This is a genomic window from Pseudomonas sp. microsymbiont 2 (assembly GCF_054788395.1).
In genome coordinates this window covers 3,017,903-3,033,462 of the sequence record NZ_CM139112.1, presented here as the reverse complement: position 1 = coordinate 3,033,462, position 15,560 = coordinate 3,017,903, and the positions used below count along the sequence as shown (strand labels likewise).

Here is a 15,560-nt window from a genome sequence, read left to right as displayed (position 1 = left end):
CCAGCCCAGCCGGCAGGGCTGGGCTGGTTAAACGAAAGGATTACTTTTTACGCTGCTCGAACCGCGGCCCCACGGCTTTGGCATCAGCCACTGCGCGCCGGGCATTGTCGCGATGGCGCTCGAAGTTGGGCTCTCTGATGACCGGCTCCCTGCCCAAGTGCGTGTCGATCGCAAGCCCTCTGTGGTCGACTGGCTTGATGTTCAGCGGGTCTACCCAGAAGTTGTTCTCGCTCATTGCCACCCCATCCCGCTCGAAGGCATCCTCGATAAGGCTTATGTAGCCCTCTACGACGACTTCGGCTTTTTCCACTCCGGCCAGAAACTGCTGGACAAGCTCTGCTTTCGTCAGATTCTTGGCCGCTTGGAATTCTTTGATTCCCTTGGGTATCGCAGTGACAGGCAGCGAGATGGGAAGCGTGACGTTCGCTGCGGCATCCAGTGCCTTGTTCAAACCGTGGTTGACACCCTTGTCTATGGCTTTTTCCAGAATGACTTGGGGCTCGGCATAGTGCTTGGCGCTCTCCAGAGCGGAAGCGACAAAGCCCAGGCGTTTCTTCTCGATCTGTTTATCCAGCGAAGTGCTGGGCACCGGCTTGAAAGGGGGCGCGATACTTTTCGCCAGCTCTTTTGCGACAATCCCGCCCACAAGGGAGCCTGCCGGGCCCAGTGCAGAGCCGGCCGCAGCGCCCAGGGCGCTATAGCTCGCGGACACCGGTTCCATGATGATCATCGAAAACGCGCTGTAGGCTATCGTCTGACTTTTGGAGTCAACGAACTGATTCACGTGCCTGCGCGCATCGTCGATGATCTTGGGGGCCGCCTTCAGGGCAACGTACGTATGGTAGAGCTCTTCGCGCGAGAGCGTTGCCGCACGCTCGTTGCCTTTGCCCTGCTCGGTCGAGCACAGCCCGGCAACGTCGGTCAGTGTCGTCGGGTTGTTGTGGACCATTCGGTAAAGATTGAGCCCATCGGCGGCGCCTGCCGGATCAGCGCTCAGCCAGCGACCTAGCGTCGGCTGGTAATAGCGATAACCGTAGTAGTACAACCCTGTCGCATCCCGCTCCTTGCCCGCATAACGAACCATCTTGTAGCGAGCCTCCACCTGGCTGCGCGCGGCCCAGACCGATGTTCCGCCAAATGGGTAGTATTCCTCCTGGGTGATCACCTGGCCGTCGTCGTCCAACTCCAGCCCGGCACTGGCGATCAGGTCGCCATGGCTGTAGCGCACTGCATCGTTGCTCAGGCCGTCCGGCATGCCATGCTCCCAGTGCAAGCCGCGTACCTGAGCGCCTCCAGCATCATCATGAAGCACGACATGCAGCGCTTGGGTCAGAGCGTCCGCGCTGCGCCAGCTCTGAAGTTCCAGCAGCGGCAGATAAAGGGTCCGCTGGTACTGGGCCGCGGTGCTCGAGCATCTCTGGCTGAACTTCTCTATCCGTTGACTGGCAGCGTCGTAGCGGTACGTTTCGCGATCGGCGGCGGCGGTGCCACGAGCGACCTGAACAACTTCACCAAGCTCATCGCGACGGGTCCAGAGCAGGGGTTGCCCTGGCTGCAGGTAACGTTGGCCGCCCGAAGCGAAAAAGAAGCTGTCGACCGTGGCGGGGTCCTCGCTGAGCGCGCGCGACACGGCACGGTTGCTGCGTTCGGAGAGCGTCATGTCGATGGTGTAGCCGGTGTCGGGCGCGGGTGAGCGATGGGTGATGCGGGTCAGGTTGCCGCCCCGGTCATAGTGGTAGCCGCGGGTGTAGTTGGTGTAAGCGCCATCATTGATGGGCAAGGGGATGGTGGGGGACGGAGGGTGCTGGCCCTGGCGTGCGATACCGGCCATCTCGCGACCACTGGCAGCAACCAGCTGGTAGAGGCTGTCGTACAGGTAGTGACTCTCTGGCACCACCTTGCGGTTGTGCCAGAAACGTGTCGCCTGCGCGTCGTTGCGCACACTCAGCACGTTGCCGACCGGGTCATAGTCATAGCGCAGGTCCTGCAGCAGTTTCGCGCCGCTGCGGTGTCCGCGAGGGCGCTCTGTGCTGATGTCCAGGAGCCGTTGTGTACGCGGTTCATAGGTATAGCTGATCACCACCCCGTTACCCTGCTCTTCGCACTGTTTCTGGCCCTCGGCGGAGTAGGTCACAGACCTGAGGACAAGCCGTTCCATGCTGGCGCCCAACGTCATCCAGCTCTGCTGCAGGCGGCCGGCGACATCGTGCCGGTTGCGCCGCTTGTGGCCTTTGGCATCGGTGCGCTCCAGCGCCGCCCCAGTGGCATCCGCGGTGCTCAGGGTGGCGAAGGGGCAGGGCGCCAGCAAGGCTTCCCAGGCCGACTCGTCCTCGCCCGACCAATCGGCGTCGTTGCCATCGGCGAGCAGCCAGCGGGTCGACGACAGCAGTGCTCCGCTCAATCCCATGCTGTCCTGCTGCACGCGTCCGGCTGTGTCGTAGTGGCGTACCGGCATGCTGGCCTGGTTGCGGTCCCTGGACGCCTGGTCATTGCCTGGCCATATGAACCGTTCGCTGACAATCGGCGGTTGCCCATTGACCTGCTCGGAGATCCGCAGCAGGCGCCCGGCCAGCGGAGCTGCCTCGTACCAGCTGCTCCGGCTGACGCCATTGGCGCCGACCTCCAGCAGCTCGCGGCCTTCGATATCCTTGAGGCCGAAGGTTCGGCCCGCGTCGACGCTGTCGGTACGCAGCACATCGCCGCCCATCGAGGCATGAAAGGTGAAGTTGGCCGCGCCAGAGCCGGTCCGTTGCAAGTGCTCATGCAGGCGTGGATCGATACTGCTGGCGTGATGCCCCCGGGCATCGTACTGGTGGTGCGTGATGCGCTGGTCGACCAGCTGGGGAGTGTCCGGGTGCCGATGAAAGGCGATCTCGCGTACGCCCAAGCCTCGGTTGCTCCGCACGGTCACCGCCGGGGTGCCCTGATGAAGTGAAAGATCTCTGCTGCTCATGCGACGTTCTCCTTCGGCGGCTGACCGGGTGTCAGCCGCGGCCTGTCCAGGCTACGCAGGCGCTGCGTTGCAAGGAGCGGGGGAAAACTGCCCAAAGTTGTAGCCGCGTTACGCACAGGACTCATTTTGGGGATGCCAACCTCGTTTGCTTTGTTGAGCAGGAAGAGTCAGCTCAACAATGGCGCGGCCAGGCCGCCTAACCGCCATGGCGGCCATCGAGGGGAGGGTGGGCATTGTCCGATGGGACGAGGTAACGCACAGCGGGTTGAAGTGGCGTTCGGCGCCTGTTGCAATCTTCAACTATAAATCATGAACAAGGACACGCTCGCCGATACGACCTATCACCACTCAAGGTGCTCGCAAATGAAGAATCATGGGCGTTCTTTACTTGTTATCGTGATTGGCGCCTTCGGATTGACTTATGCGGGCCATGCTCACAGCGCGGCGCCAGTTAAAGTACGCCGAGAGAATGACTTCTATGGCAATCGAAAACAGCAGCAGGGAACTGCTGACGGCCCCGAGCGAAACGTTGCCGCAAGTATCACTGCCTGCCCCTGGCGCCAGGAACGAATCGAACTGATCAAGCATTAACTCAACTAAATGGATATTTAGTGTAGTTATTCCTCGAAGGAATATTATAAGGGCAGGGTATCAGCCCCTTCGTTGCTATGCGAGTCATAGCCTGTTGCTACTAGCAACAGCTCCAGGCTACTTTCATGCGAGTCCATCCTAAATCAACGGAGCTTTTCGTGAGAGAGAACGGTGATACCGATTATTCGAAAGAGCTTGCTGAAGTCCTGTCGCCGTATGCAAAGCAATTCTTCAACGCGTTTTTGCCTGTAGTGGAGGTTGTCGTTTCCACTGTCATACCTAAGACATTGGAGGCTCTTTCACGTTTGCCCGAGGATTGGCCAGCTCGGTTTAATCAGTTGGCCACTCTTTCCACGAGGTCTAAGCAGGCGATGCAGCTCGCATTGGACAGGGGGTGGTTTTTCGGATGGCACGTCTCATTGAGGGAGGTCCTCACGCTCGTAAAGGCCATTGAGGATCTAGAACCAGGTGACCTAGATGCCTACATGGCGGACTATTTTCGTGAAAGCTTGAATGCTTTTGCCTGCGCTCTGATCGAAAAATATCCTGATCGAGAAAAGCCCATTTCTGCAGCTGTACATGCTCATCAGGAGCTAGGAGATGATGGCTACTTACTTTCCATACCTGTTTTCATTGCTCAGGCTGACGGGATCTGCGCTGAATGGCTCGGCATAGAGCAACCGTTATCTAAATCGAAAGGACCAGGCGCCTCTATACGCGCAGCTACTCATGCGCAGCAAGTAATTCAGGGGAATTCTCACTCGGCAGAGCTCTTGCATCCACTTTTCGAGCTGCATAACTCTGACTTTCTCAAGGGAAGCAAGCAGCGAGGCTCCGGTACTTTTGACGCTCTCAACCGTCACCAGGTGATGCATGGAGAAACCTCTGACTATGGTTCCGAGGTGAATAGCCTGAAAGCGTTTTCATTCCTTGTGTTCGTGGGGCTTCATCTTCCATCTGTTCTTGAGCGAAATTCGGCTAGCAGTCACCCTTAGCAGCCGGTCGTTAGTCGTCAAAAGGTGTATTTAGATGACCAACGACCAGCGCCGCGGCTGTGCACCTGGGCAACCGTTGGTGTTGCTACTAGCAACACTTGGTGCTGGCCAAGCAGGCCATTTTTCGCGCCCGCGAAAATCGCAGTGCGATCTGGCTGCAGGAATTTCACCGTGAAATTTTCACCGTGAAAACTGTCGTGCCGAGCAGTGTGCAGCGACTGCTTTCAGATCTGCAGGGTGTTGCTAGTAGCAACACCTGGTGCCGGCCGAGCTGGTCGATTTTTTCGCGTCCGCGAAAATCGCACTGCGATCTGGCTTCCAATCTGACCAACCCATGCCCCGGCAGCTCCACACGAAGGTACGCATAATGTATATTATGTTAAATACCGTATTATCAGAGGCGACCTCCTGAGTTGTCTGTTTCCACTAACCCCCGTTGAAATTTTCACAAACCCCGTTTGCGCCAATCGCGTTTTGAGTGGAAAGTCCCCCAAAACGCCCTCAAGCCCTTGTATTCCGGGCGCTTTAGTGTACCCAATGCCCTGATCTGGCTTTTGATGGCCTCGTGGCCTGATGCTATAAGCGAAGCGCTAACGTTGTCGACACCGTCACTCCCACTCCTCCCGGCACTACACGCACAGGATCGTAAGCGTCCAGCGAACTCACCTTCCGAACTCCGGCTTTAAGGGCGATGGTGTCCGCGTATTTTTAAGCGGACACGATCACCCTTATCGCCAGGATTCCAATGCGCCAACGAAGCTCTTATCCGAAGCCTTTCAAAGCCCAGGTCGTTCAGGAATGCCTGCAACCTGGCGCTACCGTGTCCAGTGTCGCCATCAACCACGGCATCAATGCCAATGTTATCCGCAAATGGCTGCCGCTCTATCGAGATCAATCCGCGACAACTTCGCTACCGGCCTTTGTGCTATCGAGGCCGAGCTAAAACAGCTCCTTCCAGCTGCGCCACAGGCCGAACCACGGCAATCCCCTAAACGTGCGCCATTGCCGCCGCAGTTTCCACGCACGGTGATTCGTCACGAACCCGAAAACACCCCGTGCGCCTGTGGCTGCCAACTCCAACGCATCGGCGAAGACGTCAGTGAGAAGCTGGATTACACACCGGGTGTATTTACCGTCGAGCAACATGTACGTGGAAAATGGGCCTGCCGTCAGTGCGAAACACTGATCCAGGCGCCGGTGCCGGCGCAGGTTATCGACAAAGGTATCCCGACCGCAGGCCTGCTGGCCCACGTGATGGTGGCCAAGTTTGCCGATCACTTGCCACTGTACCGGCAGGAGAAAATCTTTGGCCGCGCCGGGCTGGCAATTGCTCGCTCGACCCTGGCCCAGTGGGTCGGACAGACCGGTGTGCGACTCCAGCCACTGGGCGATGCCCTGCATGAAACAGTGCTGAACCAAGGCGTGATTCACGCCGATGAAACACCGGTACAAATGCTCGCGCCAGGCGAAAAGAAGACCCACCGGGCCTACGTCTGGGCCTACAGCACGACCCCGTTTTCAGCGTTCAAAGCAGTGGTGTATGACTTCAGTCCAAGCCGTAAAATTGCATGAGTGGATGCTGGCCCAACGCGACCTTGTGCCCGAAGGATCGGCAACGGCCAAGGCTTTGGACTACAGCTTGAAACGCTGGGTAGCGCTGACGCGCTACCTGGATGACGGTGCTGTGCCCATCGACAACAACCCTGTTGAAAACACGATCAGGCCTTGGGCTCTTGGGCGTTCCAACTGGTTGTTCGCCGGATCGCTGCGCAGTGGCAAGCGAGCGGCAGCGATCATGAGTTTGATCCAGTCGGCACGCATGAACGGGCATGATCCATATGCTTATCTGAAGGATGTGCTGACGCGGCTGCCGACGCAAAAATCCAGTGAAATAGGCCAACTGCTGCCGCACTACTGGATGCCAGACTGACTTACTCAATTTGAGTTCGGCAGTTGCTTGTCGCCCGCGCTACTTCCAGTAGCTCTTCGCTGGCCAATTGTTTACGCATCGGTGTACAAGCCAGCTCAAGACCGGAGGGTGAGGTATAGATAGCTTCAATATCTCCGTGATAGCCACACCGACGGTAGAACGCAGTTGCGTTGGGGGTAGCATCCAGATGGATGTCGACGATCCCAGCTTTAAAGGCTAGTCGCTCAAGGTATAGGAGCATTGCCTTACCAACTCCCTGTCCCATGAATGCAGGCAATACGAAAATAGCGCCTATCTCTCCTGACTGGAAATCAATCAGACCTGTTGCGACCGGTATCTCGCCCAACCAGGCAATGTGGTACTCCTTTTCCACCCAAGCCCGATATCGGTCTGTGAGCGGCACATCAGTCCAGGCCATTACTTGCTCAGCGGTATAGACGGTAATGCATTGATGCCGGATCGCCTGAAGGCGTATATCAAACGCGGCCTCGGCGTCAGTACGTTGGGCTGGGCGAATCAACAGCATTTTCACTCTCCTTGTCATCAATGAATTGGAAGGGGAATGAAAAAGCCCCATCCATTTCTGGCGGGGCTTCTGGTCAATGCTTCTGTTCTAAGCGCGCATCGCCCTATGACCCGCCAAAGGCAGTCATCAAGGGGCGCATCATGCTAACGAGATTTGTAGGAGTCAGCTGAACACACGCCCTGAAAAAACCAGGGCGTGTACAGATAGTCAGAAAATCTCATCGTCATCATGGGCCGCGTCGAAGCCAGACAGATCAACGTCGAATGCTCTGTCGAGCCGCAAAAGCGTTCGATCATTAGGTGCATCCCCAGCGTCGATACACCCTGTCGCATCAGTAAAAATAACGATCGCCTTGTCCCCAGTCTTTGAGCTCGGGTAGATGATGCCGTCAATTTGATGATCATCGTCGGTGCGGTAAACGTGCCGGAAATACTCAGTCACGACTTGGGTCGGAACATAATCCGCGTGGGCACGATCGCTTCGCTCGATCGGCTTGGTGAAATCCTCGACGAAGTCTCGCATGAAGCTGAAGTATGGCCTGAGTGTTTGCAGCTCAGGATCGAAAAGGCTAGGCACAAAAAAAGTTCGGGACAGGTCAACGATCCGGAGATCCCTGATAGGCGAAAATTCGCCGGTCGCTGCCTTCTTTAGGGCTCCACCAGCAGGATCGTAGGTTTCACGAATAGCTGTGTCTTGATCGAACGCACCGTAGAACATGGGGATGCCGACGGGGCTCATCCGGTTCGGCATATTCGCGTGCGCCGCTGGTGGCGGCCCAAGTTCACTAGATCGGATGAGTTGAGTTTCAGGATCGACGATGCGAACGCGAAAAATCGGCTGGCCCGCCGGCACTGTTCCAATCAGGTCGAGCTTTTTGGCCACGCTCCCCAGCGTTTCAAGAATGTCGACCGGGTTCATCTCATCGTGCTGGTCAGCCGCATACGAGGTGTTCACAGCTTTGTAAAACACAAATCGTGCCGTGTGAATGATGAAATTACTAAAGCTCTGCCAACCGTAAACCAGAGTTCGATCTATAGGTAATGAATAGGGGTCTCTCTCGCACCATGCCACATCGTATATGGATCCAGCGAGAGTATTGAACACCTCTTCCGAGCATTCGGGGCCAAAGTTGTAGAGAAGCTCCCTGGTGCCGTAAACCCGCCCCTGCCATCCTCCTTCCCGGGTTTCGTAGGCAAGCCCCTCGCTTGCAGCGTCGCCCCACTCTAATGAGAGGCTAGTGACAACGTGCTCGATCACATCATTCATGTCTGCGACGCGTCGGTTTTCATCGCAATAGCTGCAAGTTCCTCGCACCGATCTTTTCCTGATGAAGTCTTTGAGACCGTCATCTTCGATGCAGCGTAAGCATACGAACGTGTCCTCGACTCGCGAGAAACCCCGCTCCATGTCCTCTTCCATCATTCTCTTGACTCCGCCCATACCAAGGCCTCCCCATACTCAACAAAATGCAGGATCAAAAATTTTCGGGACACTGGGGTGACATAGCACCTTTAGCGACCAACCATTAGGGTCATGCCGTCACGAATAGCACATGATCAAGGGAGCCGGGGCAGGAGTACCCATCAGCTTTGTGATTTCCTCGACGCCCCAGGTACCGACCGGCCACACCACTTGGAGCACTAGGAGAATCGTGAAGGTCAAGAAGGCCCGAAGCAGGTACTCATGGGTCATTTTGATGCCGGTCACCTTCTCGTTGACCAGCGAGTAGTTATGGAGAACGGCGCGGGCAAGCTGTTTGGCTAAGCTCGCTTTAGGCGCCCCTTCTTTCCAGGTATTAGCTAGCTCACCTGGGCCTAACTGAGCGAACCCGGCGACTTTCAGCGTGCTAAACGCCCAAGCTCCTGCACGTAGCAGGAAGGCCACTGCGAATCCGAAAAGGACGAGGCCAATGCAGCCTAGCCACTTGCTCGACTTGTCACTCCACAGCGTGGGCAATAGCGAGGCTAAGACGGGTATGAGTGCCGTGATTGCCGCCAGGTAAATACCCGCCTTAGCGTCAGCACCCTTGCGGCGGTCAACCTCTGCATCGAAAAGACGCCGTGACTCGTCCAGCACCACGTCGCTGTCTGTCGTCCAATCACCCTCTCGAACAGATGCAGCAATCCCCTCCTTCCATTCCGCATCCTCGGCCTGCTGAGCAGGTGATAATGTGTTGAGGGTCGGCCACACCCAATGGAGCCAGCCCTTAAACTGGAGCAATTGCGTTCCCCGTCAACTCATCTACGATCGCTGCTGCAATAGGGTAACCCGTTAGATTCTCAATCCAGGCCCACTGCCCGTTCGGGTTGATCTCCAAGAACCACAATTTGCCTGACCGATCGCAAACCAGATCGATTGCGCCGTAACGAAGGCCTAGGCGCTGTACGAGCTTCACGCACTGACGTTGAACACGTCGCTCAAGAACAATCTTCTCGTGGCGAAGATCTGGACGACTACCCTTGCGCCAGTCTGTGCTCGTTTCCTCGTTATCTTGCGACCAGATCGCCGTCGCAAAAACCTGCTCGCCTACGACAGTCACTCGGACATCGTATTGTTTCAAGATCTCTGATTGCACAATGAATGGTGTCAGCCTGATCGCTTCCGCTTGATCATCCTCAATCTCAGCGAGTCGAGAGGTGAAGATGACGCGCTCCGTCTCGCCTGCTAACACCGCTTGGCGAAGAGGCTTACCAATCACCTGGCCGAGGGCAGAGATAGCCCTGGCACATGAGATGTCGTTCGTTATAAAAGCCTGAGGTACGTGGAAGCCAAGCTCCTGGGCGAGAACGAGCTGCATCGGCTTGTCCTCAGCCATGAAGATCTTGGTAGGTGAGTTCAGCCACCGGCCTTCCAAGCGGGAGTAAAGGCTTTTGAGGAAGCTACTCCACTCCGCTTCGATGTAGGCCCGCTCTCCAGGGTCCGTTACCGTGTCCGGTACGACTGGAGCTCCCGGCCTGCGGAAATAAGCTCCTGTTATCTGCGGCCCACGGACAACTTCCCCGTCCAGCGAAATAGACCAGGCGTCCTGGGGAAACCCGGCCATCGAACACAACGCTTGGGGCAATTGCTCGGTATTCAGTCGGACAAAAGGCTGGCCTCGTCGACGGAGCTCAGCAACCACGTAATCCATCGTGATGTCACGACGATTTGTCACCAACAGCAACATGACGTGCTTCCAGATCAGTCCGAATAGTAACGAGCGTCTAGCCCGAAGGTAGGATCACCATTGTCGTCCCGCTCCAGCTCGACATTGGTCTTGGTGATCAGCTCAAGGATTTCGTTGGTATTGCATCGATCATCGCGCTCAGTGGTCGCATCGGTTTTGGTCACGAGCTGCAGCATGTGGTTGCAGGAGTCGAATCGATGCAGGTGGCCTGAGTCAGCCGATTGACCTCGATAAGGACTGGGATCATCGTCATCGCTTTCGACTCTCTGGTAGGTTTTGGTCAACAGCTCTATCTGCCAGGACGCCTCGTCATCTTGCTCGGCGTTAACCTTGGTCTTGGTCATCAGCTCGTTCAGTGCCCCATCGGCGATAATTGGGACTTCACCATCCGGAGCCTCAACGGCCCACATCTGGAGCTCACGAGAATAGAAGCCAGGGATACTGTCCTCTCCTGTCCTAGGCGTCGCAAACCTAGATAGAAAGGGCGACGATTTTTGCAGAGCTCCCACGCTGGCGCCTCCTATGCCGGCAAGTCGCTTAGGGCGACAACGCTCCCGACAATACCATTTCGCCAGCAACACGGTAAATGACGGCTGGTGGCGTGGAGAACCCAAGAGCAAAGTTCAGTCAGGTGGTGTCGTTAGGTTCTGTCTACGCCTACGAACCTAGCCCTCCGGCGGGAGTCGGGGTATGTTTTGCGCGATCCCTTAGGAACTCGTCACGATGATGACTTCGACCAAATTCACCTTGCACGCTGCTGACGGCCATGAACTCGAGCTGCCTTGCGGTAAATGTTGCGCGAAGACCTTCCATCGTGTGGTCTGCTCAGCCGGTTTTGAATCCTCTCGTGAAGACCGGCACAATTACCATGAGTGGTGGGCCGACTATCAAATAGTCCAGTGCCAAGGATGCAAGACCTTTTCGTTTCGCATGGCATCTGGCAATTCAGAAGACCAGGATTATGATGACGAAGGTCAGCTGCACCTTTTCGTCACTGAAACTCTTTACCCACCTCGCATGGAAGGGGTAGGCAAGTTAGGGCTTGACCTCTGGTGGCTGCCCCACCCCTCAAAGCCATTTATGACGAATCACTAAAGGCTCTCTCTGGTGGTCTGCCCGTTCTAGCCGCTATCGGGATGCGCGCGCTCCTGGAAGGCGTGTGCAAGGAGAAACAGGCCAAAGGGAAAGATCTTTACCATCAGATTGAAAACCTGGCATTCCGAGGAATTCTGAATCCTCAGAACGCGAAGATCCTGCACAAGGTTAGAGCGCTGGGAAACGAGGCTGCACATGAGTTAACGGCACAGAAGGCTTCACAGCTTTGCTTGGCCATGAACATTCTTGAGCACTTGCTTAGAGACGTTTACATCAACCCGAAGCTGTACGAGCAGCAGTTCCCCACCACGCCTACGCCGTGACCTCTGCCTCAACGCTCCGCCAGATTTAAGCTTGGTGAGACGATCAGGGCTACGTCCTCGGTACCGTCTCCCAGAATGGCCCCGAGACATACTTGAGCATGAACCACCAGGCGTAGACGATCGACTCCGCATAGATTTGGTCGTCATCAAGCAGCCCATGAGCAAAGGTGTTTCTGAGATTTGGGCCATATGGGCTGCAGAACACCGCTTTGATTTCGAAAGCTACGTCATCGCCAAGCAGCTCTGATACCCCTTCGACATCCATGAGGGTGCTCAATCCATTTTCGGTAACGATACCGTCAGCGCTGGACGTCGAAGTGTTGAGACCTGCCTCCTTCATTCGGTGTCGGATCAGTGCTTCCATCTGAGGAATGAGGAAATGTGCGGCCATGCCAAAGTCCCCTACGAACCCCCAGTACAACCCCTTCCCGACCATGTGCACTCGATTTGGAGGCACAAGTGACGACGCTTTGGCCAGCTCAACCATGTCGGCCTCTTTGACGCAGTGTGCTTCCGAGATGATCGCAAGCGCCGGCAAAACCCCACCCCTTACCGTAAGCTTGATGGTGTGCAAGTGTTCGCTGACCATCTTGGCCTGGACTGTGTACTCGTCTTCTTCAGTCAGTTCGGCACCGAAGGACAGTGGAGGTCGCTTCGCAATCACTCTGCCAGTCTCATCAAAGAAGACTGCCTCTGTCAGGGAGCTGACTATCCCTGTACGTAGTGACTTCAGCGCTCCCTGTCGGGATTCAGCGGGCGAGCAAAACGGGTACATATTGGCGAGATGATAGAGGGCAGTACCAAAGGACTGACCTTCGATTAAGCGCTTAGTACGCTTTACCAGTTTCGTGATGTCTGTCCGAGTTGAGATCAGACTCATCTGCTCAACCACCCAGGCACCCGCCTCAGCAATTCTCTTACGCAGTACTGGTAGAACCTTGTCGACATCCAGCTCAGCGCGAAATGCCCCCGGAACAGATCGGTAGGTCTGAAGAGCATTTTCCAAGGCATTTTGCGCCACAATCGGGTGCGTCTGCTCCCCTCTTAGCTCGGCCTCTGATACCCATGTCTCAGCAACAGCCACCGTCATTTTGGCAGCCTGCAAGTGGCGGTTAGACAAGGCAAAGCCTTTACTCGCTGTCTCGAAACACTTCCGAGCCCTAGACACATCGTTCTTACTCACGAAGCAACGGCCGAGCTCAGCCAGCGCCTCAGGTAACTCCCGCACTTCCGGATGTTCAAGCCGGTACTCAATGACCGTCTCGACCAACCCCACGGCAAATGGCAGCTCTTGGTGAATTGCTTGCGCAATTGCGTCCATGATTACCTGAGTAAGGATCGTCAGCCGTCCTTCAGCTCCTGCGCCAATCATCTTGGCCAGAGACAACGCCCTCTGGAAACATTCACTACCTTCTTGGTACCAAACCTCATCATTCAGTGGCACCGTCGCATAGCCATCAATGGCGGCTCGGGCGTGCCGAATGTGCTTGAGGCCAGGAGTAATCCAGAGGAGATCGGAGACCCTCGCCTTCAATAGGCCGTTCGGGAGACTGTCAACCAAGTCGTTAAAGAACACATACTCTTCGTCGACCATGCTTGCCGGTGACATTGAATGCCGGTCGCCGATGAGTAGGTAGGGCCTGAAGGGCTCATTTCTGTTGGTAGTGTCCAGCATCATCATGCATAGATCCGCCAACAGCCACCATACCCTCGCTGCCTCAAACTCCTGGGCCTCCGAGGCGGCCTTTGCCAGTCCTGTCATCGCTCCGGAGAGGGCTGAGTAAGTTGGTTCAGTTCCGGATGTGGCTTGCTCGAAATCGGCCTGACAAAAAGCGTCGACGCGCAGCGGAATAGCTTCAGGATAACCTCTGACATTACGTTCTTACACGGGACAATGGGAGGGCAATGTCTACGACGGGGCTTGCACAAAAGCAAGGAATTTTCAGGAAAGAGCATTGTGAGACGACGGCCAATCGCTACAGATTGCCGCCCAAGGTCAATTTTCCGCCTCGGGCGCCCGAAATGCTTTGCTGTAGTAGCCGGACTGATCGAAACAGCAAACCTGCTTCTTGCCGGTCGCAAGCATATCGCAGGCATCACCTATTCGCTTTTCACGCGTCTTGAGTTGCTTCGCAGAAGTAATCCAGTGAATCCAGTCCACCCGCGCGAGGGTCGTCGTACTGTTCCAAACCTTTTGAGCCTCAGGCGTGGTTGCCAGGGCTTTCTCGAAATCGGCTGGGATATCAGGCTCGGGTTCCTTCTTCACAGGGACTAGTTCGAGGGTAACGATATCGCCAACGGCCACACCTGCCGCATCGAGTAAATCGCTACTGACCTTCAGCCAATGACTCAGCTGACCATCGGGTTCCAGGGTTGCACGGAAAGGATGACCATTGATCGTGCCTTCAACGGTCGTCCTTCCCCGCCTCGGAAGCCGTTCACTCGCGTCCCTTGGAAGTACTACGAACGCCCACGGCCTATGATCACCAGGCTTTGCCGGACGAAGAAGCTTGGCTTCGAATCGGGACCTCGCATCGTCTGTTGTCATTGCAAGTTCTCCCTCCGAGCGCCTAGTTAACCATCACCTCGTCCAGTGCCTGCTCGAGGGTGCTGACCGTGCGCTCGATATTGTGCAGCTTTTCCAGCCCGAACAGGCCGATACGGAAGGTCTGGAAGTCGGCCGGCTCGTCGCATTGCAATGGCACCCCGGCGGCTATCTGCAGGCCGTGGCTGGCAAACTTCCTACCACTCTTGATGTCGGCGTCATCGGTGTAGCTCACCACCACGCCAGGGGCCTGAAAGCCTGCCGCAGCCACGCTCTTGATGCCTTTGCGGGTCATCATTGCGCGCACACGATCACCCAGGGCCTGTTGTTCGTCGCAGACCTTGTCGAAACCGTAGGCTTGCGTCTCTTTCATCACTTCGTTGAACCGCGCGAGGGCATCGCTGGGCATGGTCGCATGGTAGGCGTGGCCGCCCTGCTCATAGGCCTGCATGATCTGAAGCCACTTCTTCAAGTCGCAGGCGAAGCTGGTGCTTTGCGTCGATTCGATGCGCTCGAGGGCCAAAGCGCTGAGCATCACCAGGGCGCAGCAAGGTGAGGCGCTCCAGCCTTTCTGCGGTGCGCTGATCAGCAGGTCTACCGCGCATTTGTGCATATCAACCCAGATCGCGCCGGAGGCGATGCAGTCCAGCACGAACAGGCCACCCACCGCATGCACGGCGTCGCCCACGGCCCGCAAGTATTCATCGGGCAGGATGATCCCTGATGACGTTTCAACGTGGGGGGCGAAGACAATCTGCGGCTTCTGCGACTCGATGGCTGCCAACACTTCGTCCAAAGGCGCCGGGGCGTAGGCAGCCTGGTGCCCCGTTTCAACCGGCCGGGCTTTCAGCACCGTCGTCGCCGCCGGAATGTTGCCCATCTCAAGGATCTGGCTCCAGCGATAACTGAACCAGCCGTTGCGTATCACCAGGCATTGCTGGCCGGTGGCAAACTGCCGTGCCACCGCTTCCATGCCGAAAGTGCCACTGCCCGGAACCACCGCAACAGCCTGGGCGTTGTAGACCTGCTTCAGGGTGGTTGAAATGTTCTTCATCACCCCTTGAAACGACTGGGACATGTGGTTGAGCGAGCGGTCGGTGTAGACCACCGAGTACTCGACCAGTCCTTCGGGATCGATACCGGGATAGATCTTCGACATGGTGCGGTTCCTTTGGCAGAGAGGTCCATGGCATCGACCCTGCCCTAAGCTATTGCAAATGACAAGATGCATCAGGCACACCGCATCGTCAGCCTGGCCCCCCTGCCTGACTTACATCAGGGAAACGCCCACTGGTTGAAGTCCCAACAGCTTCCCCTGCATGAACATTAGAGATGTCCACTTCCTTGCCCTACACGCAAAACTCCTTGTCCCGCCCACCACTTTTTCCCATCCCCGCCTCCACCCAAAATCCGCCCCTGATATCACTTCCCGTTCA

General features: G+C 56.5%; 13 protein-coding genes and 1 pseudogene. 5 read left to right on the top strand and 9 right to left on the bottom strand.

The window, feature by feature from the left end:
- Positions 1-40 precede the first annotated feature (40 nt).
- Positions 41-2,953 (bottom strand): RHS repeat-associated core domain-containing protein, encoded by a 2,913-nt coding sequence (locus ACYUME_RS13590; protein ID WP_460415075.1) that lies wholly within the window; start codon positions 2,951-2,953, stop codon positions 41-43.
- 309 nt (positions 2,954-3,262) lie between these two features.
- Here ACYUME_RS13590 and ACYUME_RS13585 point away from each other — a divergent pair, with 309 nt between their 5' ends.
- The 4 genes and pseudogenes from ACYUME_RS13585 to tnpC form a co-directional block, all read left to right on the top strand.
- Complete coding sequence (locus ACYUME_RS13585; protein ID WP_460415073.1) at positions 3,263-3,544, top strand: hypothetical protein; 282 nt, start codon at positions 3,263-3,265, stop codon at positions 3,542-3,544.
- Positions 3,545-3,702: 158 nt separating this feature from the next.
- Positions 3,703-4,539: a hypothetical protein gene (locus ACYUME_RS13580; protein WP_460415071.1), complete on the top strand. Its 837-nt coding sequence runs from the start codon at positions 3,703-3,705 to the stop codon at positions 4,537-4,539.
- Between the two features lie 745 nt (positions 4,540-5,284).
- Positions 5,285-5,482, top strand: coding sequence for a transposase (locus tag ACYUME_RS13575; RefSeq protein WP_460415069.1), 198 nt, complete (start codon positions 5,285-5,287; stop codon positions 5,480-5,482).
- Positions 5,407-6,469: pseudogene (tnpC, locus tag ACYUME_RS13570) on the top strand (IS66 family transposase); the annotation flags it as partial. The gene ACYUME_RS13575 and the pseudogene tnpC, both read left to right, overlap by 76 nt.
- Position 6,470: 1 nt before the next feature.
- On the opposite strand, the gene ACYUME_RS13565 reads toward tnpC, so the two are convergent.
- The 5 genes from ACYUME_RS13565 to ACYUME_RS13545 form a co-directional block, all read right to left on the bottom strand.
- Positions 6,471-6,995 carry a GNAT family N-acetyltransferase gene (locus ACYUME_RS13565; protein WP_460415067.1) on the bottom strand — a complete coding sequence of 175 codons (525 nt, stop codon included), beginning with the start codon at positions 6,993-6,995 and terminating at the stop codon, positions 6,471-6,473.
- A gap of 207 nt (positions 6,996-7,202) precedes the next feature.
- Positions 7,203-8,417: a HEPN-associated N-terminal domain-containing protein gene (locus ACYUME_RS13560; protein ID WP_460415065.1), complete on the bottom strand. Its 1,215-nt coding sequence runs from the start codon at positions 8,415-8,417 to the stop codon at positions 7,203-7,205.
- A gap of 117 nt (positions 8,418-8,534) precedes the next feature.
- Entirely contained in the window at positions 8,535-9,215 is a 681-nt protein-coding gene (locus ACYUME_RS13555) for a hypothetical protein (RefSeq protein WP_460415063.1), read from the bottom strand.
- Positions 9,202-10,161, bottom strand: coding sequence for a hypothetical protein (locus tag ACYUME_RS13550; RefSeq protein ID WP_460415061.1), 960 nt, complete (start codon positions 10,159-10,161; stop codon positions 9,202-9,204). Before ACYUME_RS13550 ends, ACYUME_RS13555 begins: the two co-directional genes overlap by 14 nt.
- Before the next feature lie 14 nt (positions 10,162-10,175).
- Positions 10,176-10,505, bottom strand: coding sequence for a hypothetical protein (locus tag ACYUME_RS13545; protein ID WP_460415059.1), 330 nt, complete (start codon positions 10,503-10,505; stop codon positions 10,176-10,178).
- A 708-nt stretch (positions 10,506-11,213) separates the two neighbouring features.
- On the opposite strand from ACYUME_RS13545, the gene ACYUME_RS13540 reads away from it, so the two are divergent.
- Positions 11,214-11,579: a DUF4145 domain-containing protein gene (locus ACYUME_RS13540; RefSeq protein ID WP_460415057.1), complete on the top strand. Its 366-nt coding sequence runs from the start codon at positions 11,214-11,216 to the stop codon at positions 11,577-11,579.
- A 49-nt stretch (positions 11,580-11,628) separates the two neighbouring features.
- Here the strand turns inward: ACYUME_RS13540 and ACYUME_RS13535 are convergent, their stop codons facing one another.
- From ACYUME_RS13535 to ACYUME_RS13525, 3 genes are all read right to left on the bottom strand, one after another.
- Positions 11,629-13,425, bottom strand: coding sequence for a DUF4209 domain-containing protein (locus ACYUME_RS13535; RefSeq protein WP_460419362.1), 1,797 nt, complete (start codon positions 13,423-13,425; stop codon positions 11,629-11,631).
- A gap of 150 nt (positions 13,426-13,575) precedes the next feature.
- Positions 13,576-14,127, bottom strand: coding sequence for a YdeI/OmpD-associated family protein (locus ACYUME_RS13530; RefSeq protein WP_460415056.1), 552 nt, complete (start codon positions 14,125-14,127; stop codon positions 13,576-13,578).
- A 22-nt stretch (positions 14,128-14,149) separates the two neighbouring features.
- Entirely contained in the window at positions 14,150-15,283 is a 1,134-nt protein-coding gene (locus ACYUME_RS13525; RefSeq protein WP_279885745.1) for an aminotransferase class V-fold PLP-dependent enzyme, read from the bottom strand.
- Positions 15,284-15,560 lie beyond the last annotated feature (277 nt).

Bases quoted from the DNA above. Each gene is read 5' to 3' on its own strand.
- ACYUME_RS13565 (WP_460415067.1), bottom strand. From the start codon at position 6,995: ATGCTGTTGATTCGCCCAGCCCAACGTACTGACGCCGAGGCCGCGTTT.
- ACYUME_RS13560 (WP_460415065.1), bottom strand. From the start codon at position 8,417: ATGATGGAAGAGGACATGGAGCGGGGTTTCTCGCGAGTCGAGGACACG.
- ACYUME_RS13575 (WP_460415069.1), top strand. From the start codon at position 5,285: ATGCGCCAACGAAGCTCTTATCCGAAGCCTTTCAAAGCCCAGGTCGTT.
- ACYUME_RS13550 (WP_460415061.1), bottom strand. From the start codon at position 10,161: ATGTTGCTGTTGGTGACAAATCGTCGTGACATCACGATGGATTACGTG.
- ACYUME_RS13545 (WP_460415059.1), bottom strand. From the start codon at position 10,505: ATGACCAAGACCAAGGTTAACGCCGAGCAAGATGACGAGGCGTCCTGG.
- ACYUME_RS13525 (WP_279885745.1), bottom strand. From the start codon at position 15,283: ATGTCGAAGATCTATCCCGGTATCGATCCCGAAGGACTGGTCGAGTAC.
- ACYUME_RS13585 (WP_460415073.1), top strand. From the start codon at position 3,263: ATGAACAAGGACACGCTCGCCGATACGACCTATCACCACTCAAGGTGC.
- ACYUME_RS13530 (WP_460415056.1), bottom strand. From the start codon at position 14,127: ATGACAACAGACGATGCGAGGTCCCGATTCGAAGCCAAGCTTCTTCGT.
- ACYUME_RS13590 (WP_460415075.1), bottom strand. From the start codon at position 2,953: ATGAGCAGCAGAGATCTTTCACTTCATCAGGGCACCCCGGCGGTGACC.